Annotated in this window: 16 protein-coding genes; 10 read left to right on the plus strand and 6 right to left on the minus strand. The window is 65.4% G+C overall.

Annotated features, from left to right (window positions below; translation table 11 throughout):
- Positions 1-37 precede the first annotated feature (37 nt).
- Positions 38-976, minus strand: a complete 939-nt coding sequence (locus CTR55_RS20385) for a LysR family transcriptional regulator (protein ID WP_296288808.1) — start codon at positions 974-976, stop codon at positions 38-40.
- Positions 977-1,095: 119 nt separating this feature from the next.
- Between CTR55_RS20385 and CTR55_RS20390 the strand changes: the two genes are divergently transcribed.
- From CTR55_RS20390 to CTR55_RS20400, 3 genes are all read left to right on the plus strand, one after another.
- Positions 1,096-2,436: a coniferyl aldehyde dehydrogenase gene (locus CTR55_RS20390; RefSeq protein WP_296288810.1), complete on the plus strand. Its 1,341-nt coding sequence runs from the start codon at positions 1,096-1,098 to the stop codon at positions 2,434-2,436.
- A 75-nt stretch (positions 2,437-2,511) separates the two neighbouring features.
- Entirely contained in the window at positions 2,512-4,137 is a 1,626-nt protein-coding gene (locus CTR55_RS20395) for a GMC family oxidoreductase N-terminal domain-containing protein (protein WP_296288811.1), read from the plus strand.
- Positions 4,134-6,140 carry an alkyl sulfatase dimerization domain-containing protein gene (locus tag CTR55_RS20400; protein WP_296288813.1) on the plus strand — a complete coding sequence of 669 codons (2,007 nt, stop codon included), beginning with the start codon at positions 4,134-4,136 and terminating at the stop codon, positions 6,138-6,140. The genes CTR55_RS20395 and CTR55_RS20400 overlap by 4 nt, the downstream gene beginning before the upstream one ends.
- 167 nt (positions 6,141-6,307) lie before the next feature.
- Here CTR55_RS20400 and CTR55_RS20405 read toward each other — a convergent pair whose 3' ends face one another.
- Genes CTR55_RS20405 through CTR55_RS20415 form a run of 3 tightly spaced genes read right to left on the minus strand, consistent with a single transcriptional unit; the run spans position 6,308 to position 10,308 of the window.
- A complete protein-coding gene (locus CTR55_RS20405) occupies positions 6,308-7,360 on the minus strand; it encodes an NAD(P)-dependent alcohol dehydrogenase (protein ID WP_296288815.1) in 1,053 nt (350 codons plus the stop codon).
- A 54-nt stretch (positions 7,361-7,414) separates the two neighbouring features.
- Positions 7,415-8,872, minus strand: a complete 1,458-nt coding sequence (locus CTR55_RS20410) for an acyl-CoA reductase (RefSeq protein ID WP_296288817.1) — start codon at positions 8,870-8,872, stop codon at positions 7,415-7,417.
- Between the two features lie 5 nt (positions 8,873-8,877).
- On the minus strand, positions 8,878-10,308 hold the full coding sequence (locus CTR55_RS20415) for a hypothetical protein (RefSeq protein ID WP_296288819.1): 1,431 nt from the start codon (positions 10,306-10,308) through the stop codon (positions 8,878-8,880).
- A 390-nt stretch (positions 10,309-10,698) separates the two neighbouring features.
- Between CTR55_RS20415 and CTR55_RS20420 the strand changes: the two genes are divergently transcribed.
- The 3 genes from CTR55_RS20420 to CTR55_RS20430 all read left to right on the plus strand — a co-directional run bounded on the left by CTR55_RS20420 (position 10,699) and on the right by CTR55_RS20430 (position 13,082).
- Positions 10,699-11,850, plus strand: a complete 1,152-nt coding sequence (locus tag CTR55_RS20420) for an iron-containing alcohol dehydrogenase (protein ID WP_296288821.1) — start codon at positions 10,699-10,701, stop codon at positions 11,848-11,850.
- Positions 11,847-12,284, plus strand: coding sequence for a thioesterase family protein (locus CTR55_RS20425; RefSeq protein WP_296288823.1), 438 nt, complete (start codon positions 11,847-11,849; stop codon positions 12,282-12,284). Before CTR55_RS20420 ends, CTR55_RS20425 begins: the two co-directional genes overlap by 4 nt.
- A gap of 90 nt (positions 12,285-12,374) precedes the next feature.
- Positions 12,375-13,082, plus strand: a complete 708-nt coding sequence (locus CTR55_RS20430) for a TetR/AcrR family transcriptional regulator (RefSeq protein ID WP_296288824.1) — start codon at positions 12,375-12,377, stop codon at positions 13,080-13,082.
- A gap of 33 nt (positions 13,083-13,115) precedes the next feature.
- On the opposite strand, the gene CTR55_RS20435 is transcribed toward CTR55_RS20430, so the two are convergent.
- Positions 13,116-14,480: a DUF1329 domain-containing protein gene (locus CTR55_RS20435; RefSeq protein WP_296288826.1), complete on the minus strand. Its 1,365-nt coding sequence runs from the start codon at positions 14,478-14,480 to the stop codon at positions 13,116-13,118.
- 15 nt (positions 14,481-14,495) lie between these two features.
- A complete protein-coding gene (locus tag CTR55_RS20440; RefSeq protein ID WP_296288828.1) occupies positions 14,496-16,310 on the minus strand; it encodes a DUF1302 domain-containing protein in 1,815 nt (604 codons plus the stop codon).
- A gap of 393 nt (positions 16,311-16,703) precedes the next feature.
- Between CTR55_RS20440 and CTR55_RS20445 the strand changes: the two genes are divergently transcribed.
- The 4 genes from CTR55_RS20445 to CTR55_RS20460 are packed head-to-tail and all read left to right on the plus strand — an operon-like array spanning position 16,704 to position 19,676.
- Entirely contained in the window at positions 16,704-17,891 is a 1,188-nt protein-coding gene (locus CTR55_RS20445) for a lipid-transfer protein (protein ID WP_296288830.1), read from the plus strand.
- Between the two features lie 60 nt (positions 17,892-17,951).
- Positions 17,952-18,392: a MaoC family dehydratase N-terminal domain-containing protein gene (locus tag CTR55_RS20450; protein ID WP_296288831.1), complete on the plus strand. Its 441-nt coding sequence runs from the start codon at positions 17,952-17,954 to the stop codon at positions 18,390-18,392.
- 10 nt (positions 18,393-18,402) lie between these two features.
- Positions 18,403-18,822, plus strand: coding sequence for a MaoC family dehydratase (locus CTR55_RS20455; protein WP_296288832.1), 420 nt, complete (start codon positions 18,403-18,405; stop codon positions 18,820-18,822).
- 26 nt (positions 18,823-18,848) lie between these two features.
- Positions 18,849-19,676 carry an SDR family NAD(P)-dependent oxidoreductase gene (locus CTR55_RS20460; protein WP_296288834.1) on the plus strand — a complete coding sequence of 276 codons (828 nt, stop codon included), beginning with the start codon at positions 18,849-18,851 and terminating at the stop codon, positions 19,674-19,676.
- Positions 19,677-19,727: the final 51 nt, after the last annotated feature.

Consider the following 19,727-nt stretch of genomic DNA (forward strand, 5'->3'; position numbering starts at 1 on the left):
CACCTGCCTTCGCCACTCCCGTGGCGAGGGTAGGGCGTTATTCTGCCGGGTCGAGGGAGGGCGCCGTGTTCTCCATCGCCACGCGGTTGCACTCGATCAAGGTGTCGATGGCTTTCTGCGCGATCGGCGTCAGGGTCCGGTGCGCCAGGTGAACGATAGCGAACTGGGTGGAGAAGCCCACCGAGTCCTCGAAGACGATCTGCTGCAGGCGGCCATCGTGCAATTGCTCGCGCACTGAGCTCAGCGGCGCACAAAGGATCACATCGGCGCGTTGCGCGAGGCTGCGCAGCACTTCGAAACTGTTGCACTGCACGCTGAAGTTCACGCTATCCGCCGCCCCGTAGCGCATGACCTTGCGCAGGGCTTCACGCGCATCGTCGGGGATCGGCACGCAGGCCACCGCCAGGTCGCGCAGCAAGGCGACCTTCAAACGGCGCTCGCGGAAGATCGGGTGCGCAGGGCGGGCGAACCAGCCACAGGGCATCGCCGGCAACAGCAGGGTATCGAGTTCCGCCGATTCCGGCATGGCCTGGCGCGTCGAGACCACGAAGTCCAGTGACTCGTTGCGCAGGCGTTGCAGCAGGGTGCGCCAATCCTCCACGGCCGCCTGGATGCGCAACCCCGGATGCGCCTGGCTCAATTGCGCCAGGGCGTCGCCGAGCAGCGTCGCAGCGGGGAAAGGGCCGATGCCGAAGTGCAGGTCGCCCAACTCGTAGTTATTGAACAGGCGCACGTCGCGCTCCAGTCCGCGCAGTTCGAACAGCGCCTTGCGCGCGCGCTCCAGCACCAACCGACCTCCCGGCGTCAGCGTGATACCGCGCGGTTGCCGGTCGCACAGCGGTATGCCCAGGGTCTCTTCCAGGCTCTGGATGCTGCGGGTCAGCGCGGACTGGGTGAGATGCACGCGGGCTGCCGCCTTGACGAAGGAGCCTTCATCGGCGAGTGCCACCAGGTGTTCGAGCTGACGCAGGTTCATGGTATGAGTCCAGTGCAAGAAAGGCATTCAACATATGCAATAGAAGTATATCAACTTCTGCCTTAGCCTGCTGGCAGCGCCCTGGAGGCGACCTACAAGAACAAGATGAGACGTTGCCCATGAACTCCCTTGACCTATACGACGTGAGCGGTATCCGCGCCATCCTCGATCGGCAACGCGCGGCCTTCCTCGCCGACCCCGCGCCCACCGCCGAACAGCGCATCGAGCGCCTGGAGCGCGCTGCGCAATTGCTGCTGGTGCATGCAGGCGAGCTGACCGAGGCACTCAACCGTGACTTCGGCGTGCGCAGTCCCACCTTCACCCACGGTGTGGAGATCCAGTACCCACTGGCCAATATCCGCCAGACCCAGGCCGACCTCGAACGCTGGATGCGCAGCGAGTCGCGGCCCAGCCCGCAGGGCAGCGCCTGGGTGCAGTACCAGCCGCTGGGCGTGGTCGGCGTGGTGACACCGTGGAACGGGCCGGTGAACATGTTGTTCAACGGCCTTGCCGGTGCCCTGGCCGCCGGTAACAGGGTGATGCTCAAGCCCTCGGAACTCACCCCCTGCACCAGTGGTTTGCTGGCGCGCCTGCTGCGCTCGGCCTATGCAGAGGATGAGGTGGCGGTGATCACTGGCGGTGCCGAGGTCGCCCGCGCATTCTGCGCCCAGCCCTTCGATCACCTGCTGTTCACCGGCGCCGGCAGCATTGGCCGCGAGGTCATGCGCGCGGCGGCGGACAATCTGGTGCCAGTGACCCTGGAGCTGGGCGGGAAATCACCAGTGATCCTTTCGCGCTCGGCCGATCTCGCCAGCGCCGCGGCCATGGTCGCGGTAGCCAAGATGATCAACTCCGGGCAGATCTGCGTGGCGCCCGACTACCTGTTCGTTCCGGAGGAATCGCTGCAGGCGTTCGTCGCCACGGCTCGGGCGGCCATCGCCGCGCGCTTCCCCAGCCTGCGCGACAACCCCGAGGTGACCTCGATCATTAACCAGCGCCATTTCCAGCGTCTGCATGGCTACATCGACCAAGCGCGCGCCGCTGGCGTCGAGGTGATCGAGCTGAATCCTGCGCAGGAAGACTTCGCCGGACAACCCTTCTACAAGATGTGCCCGACCCTGCTGATCGATCCGCCGGATGAGCTGGGGGTGATGCAGGAGGAAATCTTCGGCCCGCTGCTGCCGGTGAAGACCTACCGCGAGATGGATGAGGTACTGGCCTACATCAACGCTCGGCCGCGTCCACTGGCGCTGTACTACTTCGGTCAGGACGCCGGCGAAGAGCAGCAGGTGCTCAGCCGTACCTGTTCCGGCGGGGTGACGGTGAACGGCATTGCCCAGCACGCCAGCCTGGAGAGCCTGCCCTTCGGTGGGGTTGGCGCCAGCGGGATGGGGGCCTACCACGGCATCGACGGTTTCCGCCGCTTCAGCCACGCCAAGGCTGTGTTCCGCTCCGCCTGAGTCGGCGAAGCCTGCCTCCAATCCCTGCAGGCGTTCGCGCCTGCGCTCCCTTGAGCTGCATTTGTGGATCACAGCATGACTTACGATTACATCATCGTCGGCGCAGGCTCGGCCGGTTGCGCCCTGGCTGGCCGCCTGGCCGACGCTCGGGTGGGCAGCATCGCGCTGCTCGAAGCCGGCGGCCACGACCAGAAGCGGGTAATCAGCATCCCCATCGGTTTCGCCGCGACCGTACCCAAGGCCGGCCCATTCAACTATGGCTTCAACAGCGTGCCCCAGCCCGGCCTCAACGGCCGGCAGAATTACCAGCCGCGCGGTCGTGGCCTGGGGGGGACCTCGTCGATCAACGGGATGATCTATATCCGTGGCGTGCCCAGCGACTACGACCAATGGGCCGAGCAGGGCTGCGATGGCTGGAGCTGGCGGGAAGTGCTGCCGTACTTCAAGCGCTCGGAAGCCAACGCCCGCCTGGCCGGTCACGCCGACAACGACCTGCACGGCGGACGCGGTCCGCTGAAGGTCGCCGACACCCGCAGCACCAACCCCTTTGATCGCCGCTTCATCGAAGCGGCGCTGGCGGCGGGACACCCGTACAACCACGACTTCAACGGCAGTACCCAGGAAGGTGTCGGCTTCTACCAGCGCACCCAACGCGATGGAGAGCGCTGGAATGCAGCGCGCGCCTACCTGCACGGTGGTAGCGGCGCGCTCAATGGAGGGCGCGAAAACCTTGAGGTGCTGACCGAGACGCAGGTGTTGCGCATTGTCTTCGAGGACAAGCACGCGGTCGCGGTGGAAGTCATCCGCAATGGCCAGCGCGAAGTGCTGCGGGCTCGCAGGGAGATCATCCTCAGCGCTGGGTCCTTCGCTTCGCCGCAATTGCTGATGGTTTCTGGCGTCGGTCCGGCGGATCAGCTCGCCGAGCACGGTATCGAGATGGTCCGGGAGGCGCCTTCGGTCGGCCAGAACCTGCAGGAGCACGTCGACCTCAAGCTGCATCACCGGCTGTTCAGCACCGACCTCTATGCCGCCAGTCTGCCCGGTGGCCTGCGCTTGCTGCGCGAATGGCGGCGCTACCAGCGTGAGCGTTATGGCATGTTCGCGTCGATCATCGTCGAGACCGGCGCCTTTCTGAAAAGTCGCGCTGACCTGGTCGATCCGGACTTGCAGTTGCATTTCGGCACCGCCCTGGGCGACCCGCAGAAACTCACCAGACACGGCTACAACTGCCATGTCTGCGTGTTGCGGCCACACAGTCGCGGGCAGGTTCGCCTGGCCAGCGCCGATGCGCGGGTGGCGCCACAGATCGATCCCAACCTGCTGGGCGACCCGCGTGACCTGGAAACCCTGCTGGCCGGAGCGCGCATCGTCAAGCGCATCCTCGATCAGAAGCCGTTGGCGGCGCTGGGTGGCCACGCGCATTTCCATGCGCACCTGAAGTTCGATGGCAGCGATGACGAGGCGGTGAAGCAGATGATCCGCGAGCACGCGGAAACCGCTTTCCACCCGGTCGGCACCTGTCGCATGGGCTCGGATGAGGCCTCTGTGGTCGACCCGCAACTGCGTGTACGTGGCGTACAGGGCCTGCGGGTGGTGGACGTATCGATCATGCCTACCCTGATCGGCGGCAATACCAATGCCCCGGCGATGATGATCGGCGAGAAGGCCGCTGATCTGCTGATTGGAGAACAACAAAGATGAAGTCGAACCTTTTCCCCCGTGCCGGCATCTGGTGCCGGAGTGCACTGGCGGTCGCCGTGGTCGGTGCCAGCCTGGGCGTGGCCCGCGCCCAGGAACAGAGCTCCCTGGCCCTGGCCAAACCGGCCAGCGCGGCGACCCAGGCGAGCAACGCAGCAGTGCTGAAGGCCTTGCCATTCAATGACCGTCAGGACTACGCGGATGCCACCAGGGGACTGGTGGCGGCATTCTCCGGATCAATTACCGATGCCAACGGCAAGGTCGTCTGGGACACTCGCCAGTATGACTTCCTCAGTGCCGATACGGCGCCGGATACGGTCAATCCGAGCCTCTGGCGGATGGCCCAGCTCAATGCCAACGCCGGGTTGTTCCAGGTGGCCGAGCGGATCTACCAGGTACGCGGCCTGGACCTGGCGAACATGACCATCATCGAGGGCGACAAGGGCCTGCTGGTCATCGATCCGCTGATGACCAGCGAGACCGCCCGCGCCGCGCTGGACCTGTATTACCGCAAGCGTCCGCGCAAACCGGTGACGACGGTGATCTACACCCATAGTCATATCGACCATTTCGGGGGCGTGCGCGGGGTGATCGACGAGGCGGACGTCAAGTCCGGCAAAGTGCAGGTGTATGCGCCCAGCGGCTTCATGGAGGAGGCGGCCAGTGAAAACGTGTTTGCCGGCACCGCCATGTTCCGCCGTGCGCAGTACCAGTCCGGCGCTGTGGTGCCACGCGGTGAAAAGGGCCAGGTCGACACCGGCATAGGCAAGGGCGGCGTCAGCGGCGGCAGCGTCGGTCTGATCGCACCGACCGTGCTGGTCGACAAGCCTTACCAGCAGGTGCGCATCGATGGCATCGACATCGAGTTCCAGCTCACTCCCGGCAGCGAGGCGCCGGCGGAGATGAACCTCTACCTGCCGCAGATGCGCGCGCTGTGCATGGCCGAGAACGCCACCCATACCCAGCACAACATCCTTACCCCGCGCGGCGCGCTGGTGCGCGACGCCAAGGCCTGGAGCCAGTACCTGGATGCCAGCCTGGTGCGCTACGGCGACCGTGCCGAAGTGATGTTCGCCCAGCACAACTGGCCCACCTGGGGCGGCGAGCGCATTCGCACGCAACTGGCAGATCAGCGCGACATGTACAGCTACCTCAACGACCACACCCTGCACCTGCTCAACCAGGGCCTGACGCCCAGCGAGATTTCCGCGGTGATGCAGAAGCTTCCCGGGGACCTGGACCGCAAGTGGTACAACCGCGGTTACTACGGTTCGCTCAGTTTCAACTCGCGGGCGGTATACCAGCGTTACATGGGCTTCTACGACGGCAATCCGGCCAACCTGGACCCGTTGTCGCCGCAGGAGGCTGGCACGCGTTACGTCGAGGCGCTGGGGGGCGCGGAGCATGCGCTGGAGCTGATGCGCGCGGCGATGGACAAGGGCGACTATCGCTGGGCAGTGGAGCTGGGCAACCACCTGGTCTTCGCCCAGCCGGACAACCGCGCGGCACGCGACGCCCAGGCCGACGCGCTGGAGCAACTGGGCTACCAGGCGGAAAGCTCGCTGTGGCGGAACATGTACTTGTCCGCCGCCGTCGAACTGCGCAAAGGCGTGGTCGAAGCGACCTTGCGCAAACCCGCCGCCGACCTGGTGAGGGCACTGGAGCCGGCCATGTTCTTCGACTACCTGGCGGTACGGTTGAATGCCGAGCGCGCCCAGGGCCACGACATGCAGGTGAACTGGACCTTCAGCGACCGCAAGCAGACCTTTGCCCTGACCCTGCGCAACGGCGTGCTGACCTATCGGCAGGACAGCCGTCATGCGCATCCGGACGCCTCCCTGAGCATCGACAAGGCAACCCTGGACCGTATCAGCCTGAAGGAGCTGGATTTCCCCGCCGCGCTCAAGCAGGGCCTGGCCAAGGTCGAGGGCGACCCGAGCAAGCTGGGCGAGCTGATGGGCCTGATGGACAACTTCTCGCCGAACTTCAATATCGCCACGCCCTGATCGAGGGCGCTGCCAAAGGCCACCTACGGGTGGCCTTTTTGCTTCGATCGGTTCGAGCCGGTTTCAACTGCGCGCCGGCGGGAGCGGCAGCGCTGGTGACCTGGTGACCTGGTGACAAACGATAACGCCCGGTGCAGGGCACCGGGCGCTGGTTCGCGAGTTCGCTGTCAGGCGTCCTTCAGCGTGGCCATGTCGATGACGAAACGGTACTTCACGTCATTGTTCTGCATCCGCTCGAAGGCGCCGTTGATGTCCTGCATGGCGATCATCTCGCACTCGGGCAGCACCTGGTGCTCGGCGCAGAAGTTGAGCAGCTCCTGGGTGGCAGGCAGGCCGCCCATCAGCGAGCCGGCGATGGAGCGGTCGTTGATCATCAGCAGGGCGCCGTGGATCGGCTCCAGCGGTTCCAGTGCGCCGATCAGCACCAGGGTGCCGCCGCGTGCCAGGAGCATCAGGTACGGGTTGACGTTGTGCCGGGTGGGGATGGTGTCGAGGATGAGGTCGAAGCTGCTCGCCGCTGCCTGCATGGCCGCGGGCTCCTTGGACAGCAGCACGTGGCTGGCACCCAGGGCGCGGGCGTCATCGGCCTTGCTGGCGGAGGTGGTGATCACCGTGACCTCGGCGCCCAGCGCCTTGGCCAGCTTGACCGCCATGTGGCCGAGACCGCCCAGGCCGATGACGGCCAGGCGCGTACCGGCCTTGACCTGGTGCTTGCGCAGCGGTTGCCAGACGGTGATGCCGGCGCACAGCAGCGGCGCGGCATGCTTGAGGTCCAGGCCGGTCGGCACGCGCAGGACAAACTTCTCGCGCACCACGATGGACTGTGCGTAGCCGCCATAGGTGATGTCGCCGCTGACCCGGTCCTTGCCGTTGTAGGTTGGCGTGGGCAGGGTCACGCAGAGCTGCTCCTGACCTTCGGCGCAGGGCTTGCAGTGTTGGCAACTGTCGACCATGCAGCCCACGGCCACCGCGTCACCCACCTGGTAGCGGTCGACAGCGGAGCCGATGGCGGTGACGTGGCCGATGATCTCGTGGCCGGGAACGCAAGGGAACACACTGCTGTTCCAGTCGTTGTGGACGTAATGCAGGTCGGAATGGCAGACACCACAGTAGGCGATGGCGATCTGCACGTCGTCCTCGCGCAGGGCGCGACGCTCCACGTGCATCGGGCTCAGTGGTGCATGGGCCGCTGCGGCGGCGTAGGTCAGGGTTCGAGTCATGGGGATACCTGCGAAAGGAAAGGGCGCGCCCGGCACTCCGGGCGTGCAGCGGGGTTAGAGGGAAGGGCGCAGCCAGGGCGCGGGGGTGGTTTCCGGCGAAGCGATCTGATTGGAGATCCACTTGCCCATGCGTCGCATCGGCTCGATGGCATCCTGCGGCGCCTGCCATTTCATCGCCGCCGCATAGCCCAGCGAAACGATGCGCTGGGCGCCATACAGCGGCAGTACGTTCTTCAACTGGTCCTTGACCGACTCGGGGTAGACACCGACGGTCTGGGTGTAGGCATCCACCGCGTCCATCACTTCGTCCAGCTCGTCCACCGGCACCAGGTTGGCGGTGCGGTCGTCAAGCAGAGTGGAGAAGGGCACCGCCTCGGGGATCTGCGAGCAGATGATTGCGCCTTCGCCATCCTGGCCGCCGATCACCTTGTACCAGTCGTCATCCAGGCGCAGCGCGTCAATGTGGGCCTTCAGGCCCTGGTCGTAACGCTTGGGCGCGGTGCTCAGGGTATTGGGGAGCGCCAGCATGGCGTCGTAGACATAGCGACCGAAACGGTTCAGGCGCTCAAGGCCGGCTTCGTCGGTGCCGCTCTGCACGTAGATCACGCGGGCGCAGACGCAGCCCTTCTGGTTCAGCGCGCCGATGTCGGTAGCCAGCCGCACGGCCGCCTCTCGCTGGCTGGCTTCGCTGGCGAATGTGTCGGCGCCGATGACGCTGGCGCTGCGTTTGGGGTCCAGCGAGATCAGTTCCAGGCCTGGCTGGATGTACTGGGTGACGTGCTTGAGCGCAGCGTAACCGCCCCAGGCGACGACCTTCTCGATGTTCTGCGGCTGGTAGAGGCGCTGCTCCAGGGCCTGGTCGCCGCCTTTCCAGTAGGCGACCGAAAGGTGCCGGGTCAGCGGGTGGTCCGGCGCCATCTCGACCATCGTGCGGGCGATGGCCAGGGCGGTGAACGGGTCGTTGGACGGCGCCTTGATGATCGCATCGCTGCGCAGGACCATGTTGCGCAGGATGGTCACCAGCGACAGCGGCGCCGCGTTGCCGGCGACGATGTGCAGGGTGCGTGCACCGAAGCAGCGGGTTTCCAGTTCGGTGCCGTCACGCAGTTGCTGCTTGACCCAGCCTTCGAGGTACTTCACGCCGACGGTGCTTTCGACCATCTCGACGATGAAGTCGCGGTCGAGGTACTGGCGTAGGCTCATGTACGCGGCCTTGAGCATGGTCGGGGTGACGGGCGCGGTCTGGTAGGACAGCTCGCAGGCTTCCTGCAGGAACGGGTTGCTGGCGAAATCCAGGCGTTCGGCCAGGGCGCTGGCGTAGTCGAGGATGTCCTCGAAGCTCAGCTCGTAGAGATCGGCCAGTTTCGCCGGGTTGCCCAGCGGCAACTTGTCGACGTACTGGTGGGCGTCAGGCGTGAGGAAGCTCAGATCGCCGCCGCGGCCACCCACTTCGATCAGGTTGTCGGTGATGACCTCGCCACGAATGATCATCGGCGCGATGGGTTTGCTCATGTTGTTCAGCCCTCGAAGGTATTCAGGAAGTCCATCGCCTCGCGGTGCGCGTTTTCCGACGCGGCGCAGGTGATCTTGTCGTCGCCGCCGTTCTTCTCGCTGTAGCGCTGGATCGCGCCCACCACGTAACGGCTCGGACGCCCGCAGGCGCAGGGCTGGTCCCATTCGACGGTGATTTCGTCGCCGGTGATGAAGCCTCCCCAGTGCACGTCGGCGCCCAGGTCATAGAAGGCGGCGCGGCCGGTGACTTGGCCGGTACGCGGCAGCGGCTTGCTGGTTTGCGGATCGAGCAGGAAGGGGATCACCGTGGGCGCGAAGTGGTAATGGCCCTCTTCGCAGCGCAGATGCGAGCCACTGACCACTTCGGACATGGCGTAGGACTCGTTGATGCGCTGGGCACCGGTGAAGCGCAGCACATCGTCGCGCCAGCCTTCAGGCTGGATTACGCCTTTCGCACCGCCGGTGGTGGCGATATAGGAGTCAGGGTGGAACACGCCCTCCAGGCCTCGCTCCAGACCGGCCTTGGCCATGCCGTGGAGGAGGTTCCAGGTGCCGCCGATATAGACCCGCTTGCCCTTCAGTTCGCTGGCCATGCGGTCGAAGAACGCCGCCAGGTGCTGAGGCATCTGCGCCTGCAACTGGTCGAAGGATTTCTTCTTCGCCAGCAGCGCCGGGCTGATCACCAGGCGGTCGAGGGTGCCCTTGGACTGTGCGGCGCGCAGCTTGGCGCCCAGGTGCAGCACGTCGCTGGAGAGGGTTTCCGGATAGGCAGCGTGGAAGTTCGACTCGCTGGGCAGCAGCAGCTTCATCAGCGCGACGTTGCCGCGCAGGTGGCTGAGGTAGCCTTTGCGGTAATAGGGGTAGGCGGTGTGCATGTCCGGATGCGGCGAGTCGGGACCTTCCTGCTTCCAGGCGAACATCCTTCGCACGGAAACGGCTTTCTCGTATTCGCGGCTGCTGTTGGGCAGGAAGGAGAGGGTGCCCGAGGTGCCCGAGGTGTGACTGATGCACAGTTGCGGCAGCGCCGCGTCCATGGTTTCGAACCAGTCGTCCAGGCCCTGACAGGCGCTGACGTCCACTGCCGCGATAGCCTCGCCCATGTCGGACGTCACCAGCTTGGCCAGCCATTTGTTGATGGCGGTAAAGTTGTTCTTTTCCAGCAGTGACGGCGGGTAGGACTTGAAGACGGTGTGCTCGAACAGCAGCGGCACCACATCGTCGAATTGTTCGACGCGTTCTACCGCCTGGGCGTCGGCGAGCTTCTTCAGCGTGGGCACGTTGTCGCGCAATTCGCCGAAGCGCTGCTGCAGCGCGGTGAGTTGCAGGGCATCCATTTCGCCGCGAGGCAGGTGGCTCCAGGTCTGGCAGGAGTGCCCGGCGAGGGCGACGGGGTCATTGAGCAATAGCTTTACTTGTTCTTCTGTCGATGCAGGCATCGGTGAGCTCGCTACTCCGGGGGGAAGGCCGGCGCCGGGCGCCGGATCGGGCGGCAGCGGGAGCACAGGCAATCCACACTGATCCGTGGAGTCAGTATAAGGACTGACCAGGCGGCGGACGTTCCGGATTCCGCGCGCGACCAGTGCTCATAACTCATTGAAATTAATGATTAAAATGATGTTTCTCGGGCGACTGAAAACGGACATTCTGGATTTGCCGGTCGACACGTGCCGGCACGTACCGTGTGACGTGCGCCCCCTCTACCGGAGGGGGCTCGCGCGCCTATTTGCGCGCCCTAAGCTGGCGGTGATAGAGGAGCCGCCTGAGTTGCGCAGACGCCTTTCAGGCCGGGGTTCCGTCCATTTGACACTCGCCTGAAGGGAGTCCTGATGCGTACGCTGACTTTCATTACCACCCCGTCCATCCTCGTCGAGCGGGGCGCCGCCGCGCGCCTGGCGGAGCGGGTGCGCAACATGAATTGCCGCTCGGTCCTGCTGGTGACCGACCCCGGCGTGCTCGGCACCGGCCTGCTGCAGCCGGTCATCGAGGACTTCGAACGCACCGGTGTGGCCTTGCAGGTTTTCGCCGAAGTCCAGGCAGACCCGCCGGAGTCGGTGATCCAGGCGGCGGTGGACGCGGCGCTGGATTGCTCCGCCGATTGCGTGATCGGCTTTGGTGGCGGCAGCTCGCTGGATGCTGCGAAGCTGGCGGCCCTGCTGGCATGCAGCGATGAGTCGCTGAGCAGCGTGTATGGCATCGACGTGGCGCGCGGCCCGCGTCTGCCACTGGTGCTGGTGCCCACCACGGCGGGCACCGGGTCGGAGGTGACCGCGGTGTCGGTGGTGACCACCGCCAGCGGCGAGAAGAATGTGGTGATCTCGCCGTTGCTGTTGCCCGACCTGGCGGTGCTCGATGCGGACCTGACGGTGGGGCTGCCGGCGCATGTGACCGCCGCCACTGGCATCGACGCCATGGTGCATGCCATTGAGGCCTACACCACGCGCCTACGCAAGAATCCAATCTCCGATTGCCTGGCTCGCGAAGCGCTGCGTTTGCTGTCGGGCAGCCTGGACAGGGCCTGCGACGATGGCTCCGACATGCAGGCGCGCGAAGACATGTTGCTCGGCGCCTGCCTGGCGGGTATGGCCTTCGCCAATGCCCCGGTGGCGGCGGTACACGCCCTGGCCTACCCACTGGGCGCGCGCTTCCACGTGCCGCATGGACTGTCCAATTCACTGGTGTTGGCGGCCGTACTGCGGTTCAACCTCGATGTGGCGGCGCCGTTGTATGCCGAGCTGGCGGACATCGTGCTGCCGGGCCTGAGCGGGGATGCGCGGAGCAAGGCGCTGGCGTTGGCCGAGCATTTCGCCCAGTTGCCAGGGCGCTTGAAGCTGCCGACTCGCCTGCGCGAGGTGGGCATCGTCGAGTCTGACCTGGACGCCTTGGCCCAGGATGCACTGAAGCAGGTACGGTTATTGGGTAACAATCCACGCGAGGTTCGCCTGGAGGATATTCGCGCCCTGTACCAGGAGGTGCTGTGAGCACCCGCGCGGTACGGCTGCGGCGGGAAGACTTCAGCTGCTTCTATCCCGTCACCACCCGCTGGGGTGATCACGACTCATACGGGCACGTGCACAACGTGGTCTATTACTCGTTCTTTGATTCGGCCATCAGCCAATTCCTGGTCGAAAGCGGCACCCTGGATATCGGCTGCAGCCCGGTCATCGGGTTGATTGCCGCCTCCAACTGCACCTACCACGCATCCATCACTTTCCCCGAGCGGGTCACGGTCGGCCTGCGCATCGCGCACCTGGGCAACAGCAGTGCGCGCTACGAGCTGGGTGTGTTTCGTGAGGACGACGAGCAGGCAAGCGCCACCGGGGAGGTGGTGTATGTCTATGTCGATCGGCAGAGCCAGCGCGCCGCGCGCATCCCCGCGCCGATCCGCGAAGAGCTCGCCAGTCTGGCTGTGTGAGTGCTCCGCCCACCCCGTCGATCCGACGGGGTGGGCGTTGCGCCGTGCCCGCTTTACACTGACAGCTCATTGCTGTGAAGGAGCTCGCCAATGAGCAAATCACCCCCCCAGCAGAGCAGTGTGCCGGAGGAAATGAGCGTGCCGGTGGCCATGCCGCCCGGCCCTCGCAAGGAGCCGAAACAGGCCCGTTCGATTGCACTGGTGGCCGCCCTCAAGCAGGCAGGTCGGCAGTTGCTGGAGGACGGTGGGCGCGATGCGCTGACCGCCTCACGACTGGCGGACGTTTCAGGCGTGGCGATCAGCTCGATCTACGAATATTTTCCCGCCATGGACTCATTGATCGCGGCGATCTTCGAGGACTACCGCACGGAAGTCAGCCAGGAGTTGCTGAACGAGATCATGGCGCTGCCTGCCCACGCGACGCTGTTCGACGGCATCGTCATGGTGTTGCGCTTCGGCCTCGCGGTACACCATCGCAAGGCCTGTCTCGACCCGGAATTCAGCCAACGCTCCACACGCTACGATGAGCTGGTCCGCCTGGACCTGGTGGAAGCCCGGCAGTCCTGGTCCGCCGGCGCCACGCCGGCGCTGTTCAATCGCTTCGCCGATGAAATCCACGTCACCGATCGCGAAACTGCACATTTCCTGGTCTACCAGACCCTGCTGACCCTGCCACGGGCGGTGGCGCTGGCGCACCCGGAGTATCTCGCCAAACCGGGCACCGCTGTACTCATCGCGCGCATGGTGCATGCCGTCCTCACTGAAGCTTCCCCTTCCCAAACGCAAACGCCCCGCTGAAAAGCGGGGCGTTTGCGTTGGCGCGAGGAAGGGTCAGCGGATACCGGCGTTACGCAGGGCGGCTGGCTTGAAGTCATTGATGGAGAACTTCTGGTCGTACAGGGTGCCGTGCTTGGATTCGTTGATCATCCCAAGTACCACGTAGCGGCCGGCGATCAGATCGTAGAGCGTCTGCGCGGCGTAGCTGGCGATACCCTGCTGGTAATCGCTGACCAGATGCCCCTCGGCAACGCGCCAGAGCTGGCCACGGCTGTCATAGTGATCGACCTCCACCAGTGCCCAGCTGTCCTCGTCGAAATACATGTGGCGCTTGGCGTAGATATGGCGTTCGCCGGGTTTGAGCGTGCCTTCCACTTCCCACACGCGGTGCAGTTCGTAGCGGGTCAGGTCCTGGTTGATGTGGCCGGGCTTGATGATGTCGGCGTACTTCACCGAGGGCGACCACAGCCGGTAGTTGTTGTACGGGATGTACATCTCCTTCTTGCCGATCAGCTTCCAGGTGTAGCGGTCCGGCGAGCCGTTGTAGAGGTCGGTGTTGTCGGTGGTGCGCATGCCGTCGGCGGCCGTGCCCGGACCGTCGTAGGCGATTTCCGGGGCGCGTCGCACGCGGCGCTGGCCGGCGTTGTAGGTCCAGGCCTGGCGCGGGTCCTTGAGCTGGTCGATGGTTTCATAGGCCAGGTTGACGGTACCGGTCAGGCGCGCCGGAGCGATGATTTCCTGCTTGTAGAGGAACAGGATGTTGGCCGTTTGCGCCGGATCGCTGTCGGCCAGGTATTGCGGCATGCCCATGGTTTCGCGGAACCCGACCTGTACGTAGTCGCCCTTGGCTTGCGGCACCGCCTGGGCGCTGTAGCGCAGGTAATTGGTGCCACGGTAGCGCGTCTCGTGGTTCCAGACGACCTCTACACCGCTCTTGGGTATCGGGAAGGCGTAGTAGTGCGAGGTGAAGTTGCTCAGGCCGTTGCCGTCGTTGATCAGCTGGGTGGTCTGCGCGCTTGTCTTCGCCGCGTCGTAGATGCGCTGCGGGGCCGAGAAGGTGCGGTGGCTGGGGTATACCGGGATGCGATAGCTGTCGGGGTAGCGCTTGAGCAGTGCAAGCTGGCCAGGGGTCAGCTTGTCCTTGTACTGCTCGGCGTTGGCCGCGGTGATGACGAACTGCGGCTTTTCGTTGGCGAAGGGGTCGCCCAGGAAGCTGTTCTGTACCGGCGCGGCATCGGCCTTCAGGCCGCCCGTCCAGGCCGGGATGCTGCCGTCGGCGTTGCCGGCCTTCTGCGCACCGAGCGGAGTCAGGCTGCTCCCCAGTTGTTCGGCTTCCTGCGGCGAGACGGCGGCCATCACGCTGGAGGCGAGCAGGGTCAGCGCCAGGGCGCCGGTTTTCATCAGGATGGTGTTCTTCATGCTTGGTTACCTGCCTTAGAAGTTCACGCCGAAGCTGAGTGCGACGAAGTCGCGGTCGGTCTGGGTATTGAAGTGGCCGCCGAAGTAGTCGGTGTAGGCCAGGCTGGCCGTGTAGGTGCTCTGGTAGTCGGCGTTGAGACCGACGCTGACGGCCTTCTGGCCCTCTTCGAAGTTCGGCCCGTAGCCGCTGACGTCCTGCGACCAGGCGAGGTTCGGCGACAGGTTGATACCGGCGAAGACGTTGGGGTAGTCCAGCTGCGCGCGGACGCGGTAACCCCACGAGCTGCTGGTGTAGAAGCCGTTGTCGTTGCATTCCTGCTGAGGGTTGCTGGCGTTCGGCGTGCCCTTGGCGGAGCCGACGCAGACCGCCTGGTTGTTCAGCTGGCCGGCGCCGAACACCGGGTTGCGGCCGAAGCGGATGTCCGTGCCATCGGCATCGCCAACGCCGCCGATGTGGTTGTAACCCACCTCGCCGACGACGGTCAGACGCTCGGCGGCCAGTACCTGGTTGAACAGCTTGGTCGCGGTCAGCTGCGCCTGGGTCACTGGCATGCGCTTGTAGCCGGGGATGTCGGCGCCGGCGTGCAGGCTCTGCTGACCGCTGACGTAGACCGGTGAGGTGGCGCTGCCCAGCGCCGCCAGGTTGAGGTCGGCGGTGTTGATCTGCAGCGGCATGTTCGGCCGGAAGCTCAGTTCGCCGCCCAGCGAAACGCCATGCAGGTTGGTGGCGAAGCTCAGGCCGTAAAGGCGGATGTCCTCGGGGTAGTCGATGAAGTAGCGCGCACTACGGATCGCCGCCAACTGGTTAGTCAGGGTTTTCGCGGTGGTCAGGCTCAGGTAGGGCGAGCGGCTGTGGTAGTTCATCGCGTAGGCGGCGAACTCGGTGTCGTTCAGCTCCGGGACGAACCAGCGCAGGGCCAGGCCGTACTGGCCGCCGTCGCGGGCATCGCGGTCCTTGCTGCGCGGGATGTAGGCATCGTCGGTGCCGCCGCGCACCAGGGTGGCCGGGCCGCCGGTGTTGTGGGCAACGCCGGGGGCGAGGTCGTCGCCGGTCACCACCAGGCGGTCGTAGCAGCCGGCGGCGACACCGTCGGCACCGAAGAAGGTGCCGCAGTTGTCGACCACCGTGTGGTCCCACTCGATCTGGTAGAAGCCCTCGGCGGTGAGGTTTTCGGTCAGGCCCTGGGACAGGTAGAACATGTTCACCGGTACCAGCGCTTCCTTGACCTCGGAGCCGGGGCGGCGCAGCGCCGCAACGTCCACCGGGTTGATCGCGCTGATGCCGTTCTGGATGAAGGTGCTCTCGCCCCAGTTCACCACCTGCTTGCCCACGCGCACGTTGCCCGGCAGGTCGCCCAGGTTGTAGTTGTGGTAGACGAACGCATCGAGAAACTGGCCGCCCTTGGTGCGCGCTGCCTGGTCGCGGCCGGCGTCGTCGATGTCGTAGAAGTGCTGGCTGCCGTCGGCCTGTTCGAAGTCGTACCAGTATTTGCCTCGGAGGAAGGCGCCGCTGTCCCCGTAGCGCAGTTCCAGGTCATGCAGCCCCTTGAAGATGGTCGAGAAGTTTTCGCCGGAGCGGAAGTTCAAGCGGCCATCGTCGGCGGTACGCGAGGCGGACTTGCCTTTGGCGCCCTGGGAGTTGAAGTTGGAAATGAAGTTGGGGTTGGCCCCGGTAGTGGACCAACTGCCGCCGATGGATAGCGACGAGTCGAACTTGCCTTCGATTTCGCCGATGTTGAAATCGACGGCACCGGCCTGGGACGCCATGCCCAGGGCGATGGCGGCGGCAAGCAGGTGGGGTTGGAAGACTGCGGTTTTTCTTATTGTCATGCGCTGCTCCAATACAGGGTTCCTCGACATTCGGGATGACCTTCGAGGTCAGTCCGGCGCCGGGACGGACAGTGCACGAGCCAATGACGGAGAGGTCGGCGGGCTGTCGTGGTCCCGGCGTCTGCGGGTTGCGCCGTGTTCTGACGGCAGGCTCATCCTGTACCTGCCGCACTACCACCTCCTCCCCTCGGCGGACGATCGTGCCCCCTCCCATAAGGGGGGGTATGCCGGAGCACGCTCCTGCGGCGGCCCGTCCCCCTCGACGGGAGGGGGGTGGCCTCCAGGGGGGAGGGGATGTCGCTGGACGGCCCCTCGGCAACCATCGACTCCAGCTTGTCCGGTTCGTCGCACGCGGCGCCGGTCGCCTTCCGCCCCATGAGTCTGGAGATAGTGATGTCGCAGAAAACCTACGTTGCCGGCGTCGGCATGATTCAGTTCGCCAAGCCCGGCGCCAGCGCCAGCTACATCGAGATGGGCGCTCAGGCCGTGCGCCTGGCCCTGCAGGATGCCGGCATCGATTACCGCCTGGTGCAGCAGGCCTACGCCGGCTACGTCTATGGCGACTCCACCAGCGGCCAGTCGGCGCTCTACGAAGTCGGCCTGAGTGGTATCCCGGTGGTCAACGTCAACAACAACTGCGGCAGCGGCTCCACCGCGCTCTGGCTGGCGCGCCAGGCCGTGGAAAGCGGTGCGGTGGACTGCGCCCTGGCCTTCGGTTTCGAGCAGATGCAGCCCGGCGCGCTGAAGGATCACTGGACCGACCGTCCGGCGACCATCGGCAAGGGCAATGCCGTGGCCGATATCGTCTTCCCCGAGGGCGTCGGCATGCCCAATGCCTTGCGCTTCTTCGGCGGCGCCGGCAAGGAGCACATGGAGAAGTACGGCACGAAGATGGAAACCTTCGCCGCGATTCGCGCCAAGGCCAGCCGTCATGCCGCCAACAACCCGCTGGCGGTCTTCAAGAAGGTCATCAGCGTCGAGGACGTGATGGCCGACCAGGTGATCTTCCCCGGCGTGATGACTCGCCTGATGGCGTGCCCGCCGACCTGTGGCGGCGCCGCGGCGATCATCGTCTCCGAGCGTTTCGCGAAGAAGCACGGCTTGCGCACCGACGTGACCATCCTCGCGCAGGCCCTGGTCACCGACCAGCCGGAAGCCTTCGAGCCGCCCTCGATGATCAGCGCCGTGGGTGTGGGCATGACCCGCCAGGCCGCCACCGAGGTCTATGAGAAGGCCGGCGTCGGCCCCGAGGAAATCCGCGTCTGCGAACTGCACGACTGCTTCGCCCAGAACGAGCTGCTGACCTATGAAGGCCTGGGCTTCTGCGCCGAAGGCGAGGGCGAGAAGTTCGTTCTCGACGGCGATAACACCTACGGCGGCCGCGTGGTCACCAACCCGTCCGGCGGCCTGCTCTCCAAGGGCCACCCGCTGGGTGCCACGGGCCTGGCGCAGTGCTACGAGCTGACCAACCAGTTGCGCGGCAACGCCGGGGCGCGCCAGGTCGAAGGCCTGCAGCATGCCCTGCAGCACAACCTGGGCCTGGGCGGCGCCGGCATCGTGACCCTGTTCGGTCGCGGCTGATGCGCCTGCGCGCGTCCACCCGGGCGTGCGCTTCCACCTCTTTGACTGGAGAGCCGTGAAGTGGCAGACAAAAGCCTGATCGGTCGTTCGCTCGGCGTGACCAGCGCCGAGCTGGAAAAGGGCCAACTGCGTTTCTTCGCCAAAGCCATCGGCGAGACCGACCCCGTCTACACCGACGAGGCCGTGGCCCAGGCGGCGGGCTATCCGTCGCTGCCGATGCCGCCGACCTTCCTGTTCTGCCTGGAGCGGGAAGGGCGCGATACCGACCGCATCATCGAAGGCATCATGGGTTTCGACCTCGGCCGCATCCTGCATGCGGAGCAGTCCTTCGATTATCACCGCATGGCCTTCGCCGGCGATGTGCTGACCTTCGACGCTCGGGTTGTCGACGTGTACGAGAAGAAGGGCGGCGCCCTGCAGTTCGTGGTCTGCGAAACCCGTGTGACCAACCAGCGCGGCGAGCACATCGCCGATGTCCGCTCGTCCACCGTGCAGCGCTGAGGAGCCGAGCATGAGCATTCCGCAATTTCGCGAGGTGCAGGTTGGCGACGAGTTGCCGACGCTCACCCTGGCGCCGATCAATCGCACCACCCTGGCGCTGTACGCCGGGGCCTCCGGCGACCACAACCAGGTGCACATCGATCTCGATTTCGCTCGCAAGTCGCGGCAACCGGACGTGTTCGCCCACGGCATGCTGTCGGCTGCCTACCTTGGCCGCCTGCTGAGCGCCTGGGTGCCGCAGCCGCGAATCCGTGCGCTGTCGGTGCGCTTCGTCGGCATCACCCAGCTCGGCCACATTCCGCACCTGAGCGGCCGCATCGTCGAGAAGTTCGAAGTCGAGGACGAGAAGCTCGTTCGCATCCAACTGTTGTGCGCCAACCAGTACGGCGAGCCGCGCCTGACCGGCGAAGCCGTGGTTGCGCTGGCCTGAACCCCACAAGAACAAGGTAAGCAAGCATGAAGAAACTTGAAGGCAAGGTGGCTCTGGTCACCGGGTCCGGCCGTGGCATCGGCCGCAGCGTCGCCCTGAAACTGGCCCGCGAGGGCGCCCGCGTAGTAGTCAATGACCTCGATTCAGCTCCCGCCGAGGAAGTGGTCGCCGAAATCCGCGCCGCCGGTGGCGAAGCCGTCGCCTGCGTCGGCAGTGTCACCGCCGTGGATTTCGCCGAGCGCTTCATCAAGACCGCGATGGACAGCTACGGCACCCTCGACATCATCGTCAACAACGCCGGTTACACCTGGGACAACGTGGTCCAGAAGATGACCGACGAGCAGTGGTACGCCATCCTCGACTGCCACATCACCGCGCCGTTCCGCATCCTGCGTGCCGCACAGCCGATCATCAGCGCGCTGGCCAAACAGGAGGCCGCGGAGGGCAGGGTGGTCAACCGCAAGGTGGTCAACATCTCCTCGGTGTCCGCCGCCGGCAACCCGGGCCAGATCAACTACTCCACGGCCAAGGCTGGCGTATTGGGCATGACCAAGGCGTTGTCCAAGGAGTGGGGGCGCTACAAGGTCAACGTCAACGCCGTCGCCTTCGGCCATATCGAGACGCGCCAGACCCAGCCCGTGGAGGGTGACCCGAACTACATCGAGATCGAGGGCCGACAGATCAAGGTCGGCATCAGCCCGGCGACCGTCGAGGCCTCGAAGAGCCTGATTCCGCTGGGCCGCCCCGGCACCCCGGACGAGGCGGCCGATGCCGTCTACCTGTTCTGCATTCCCGAGTCGAACTACGTCTCGGGGCAGGTGCTGGTCTGCGGCGGCGGTCTGGGCACCGTGTGAATGCGAGGGGCTCTCCGGAGCCCCTTGGCTTTTTCCGAGGAGGGATCTGGT

The organism is Pseudomonas sp., from assembly GCF_002796985.1.
GTDB lineage: Bacteria > Pseudomonadota > Gammaproteobacteria > Pseudomonadales > Pseudomonadaceae > Pseudomonas.

Coding starts and splice junctions, on each gene's coding strand:
- CTR55_RS20385 (WP_296288808.1), bottom strand. CDS start 976: ATGAACCTGCGTCAGCTCGAACACCTGGTGGCACTCGCCGATGAAGGC.
- CTR55_RS20390 (WP_296288810.1), top strand. CDS start 1,096: ATGAACTCCCTTGACCTATACGACGTGAGCGGTATCCGCGCCATCCTC.
- CTR55_RS20395 (WP_296288811.1), top strand. CDS start 2,512: ATGACTTACGATTACATCATCGTCGGCGCAGGCTCGGCCGGTTGCGCC.
- CTR55_RS20400 (WP_296288813.1), top strand. CDS start 4,134: ATGAAGTCGAACCTTTTCCCCCGTGCCGGCATCTGGTGCCGGAGTGCA.
- CTR55_RS20405 (WP_296288815.1), bottom strand. CDS start 7,360: ATGACTCGAACCCTGACCTACGCCGCCGCAGCGGCCCATGCACCACTG.
- CTR55_RS20410 (WP_296288817.1), bottom strand. CDS start 8,872: ATGAGCAAACCCATCGCGCCGATGATCATTCGTGGCGAGGTCATCACC.
- CTR55_RS20415 (WP_296288819.1), bottom strand. CDS start 10,308: ATGCCTGCATCGACAGAAGAACAAGTAAAGCTATTGCTCAATGACCCC.
- CTR55_RS20420 (WP_296288821.1), top strand. CDS start 10,699: ATGCGTACGCTGACTTTCATTACCACCCCGTCCATCCTCGTCGAGCGG.
- CTR55_RS20430 (WP_296288824.1), top strand. CDS start 12,375: ATGAGCAAATCACCCCCCCAGCAGAGCAGTGTGCCGGAGGAAATGAGC.
- CTR55_RS20435 (WP_296288826.1), bottom strand. CDS start 14,480: ATGAAGAACACCATCCTGATGAAAACCGGCGCCCTGGCGCTGACCCTG.
- CTR55_RS20440 (WP_296288828.1), bottom strand. CDS start 16,310: ATGACAATAAGAAAAACCGCAGTCTTCCAACCCCACCTGCTTGCCGCC.
- CTR55_RS20445 (WP_296288830.1), top strand. CDS start 16,704: ATGTCGCAGAAAACCTACGTTGCCGGCGTCGGCATGATTCAGTTCGCC.
- CTR55_RS20455 (WP_296288832.1), top strand. CDS start 18,403: ATGAGCATTCCGCAATTTCGCGAGGTGCAGGTTGGCGACGAGTTGCCG.
- CTR55_RS20460 (WP_296288834.1), top strand. CDS start 18,849: ATGAAGAAACTTGAAGGCAAGGTGGCTCTGGTCACCGGGTCCGGCCGT.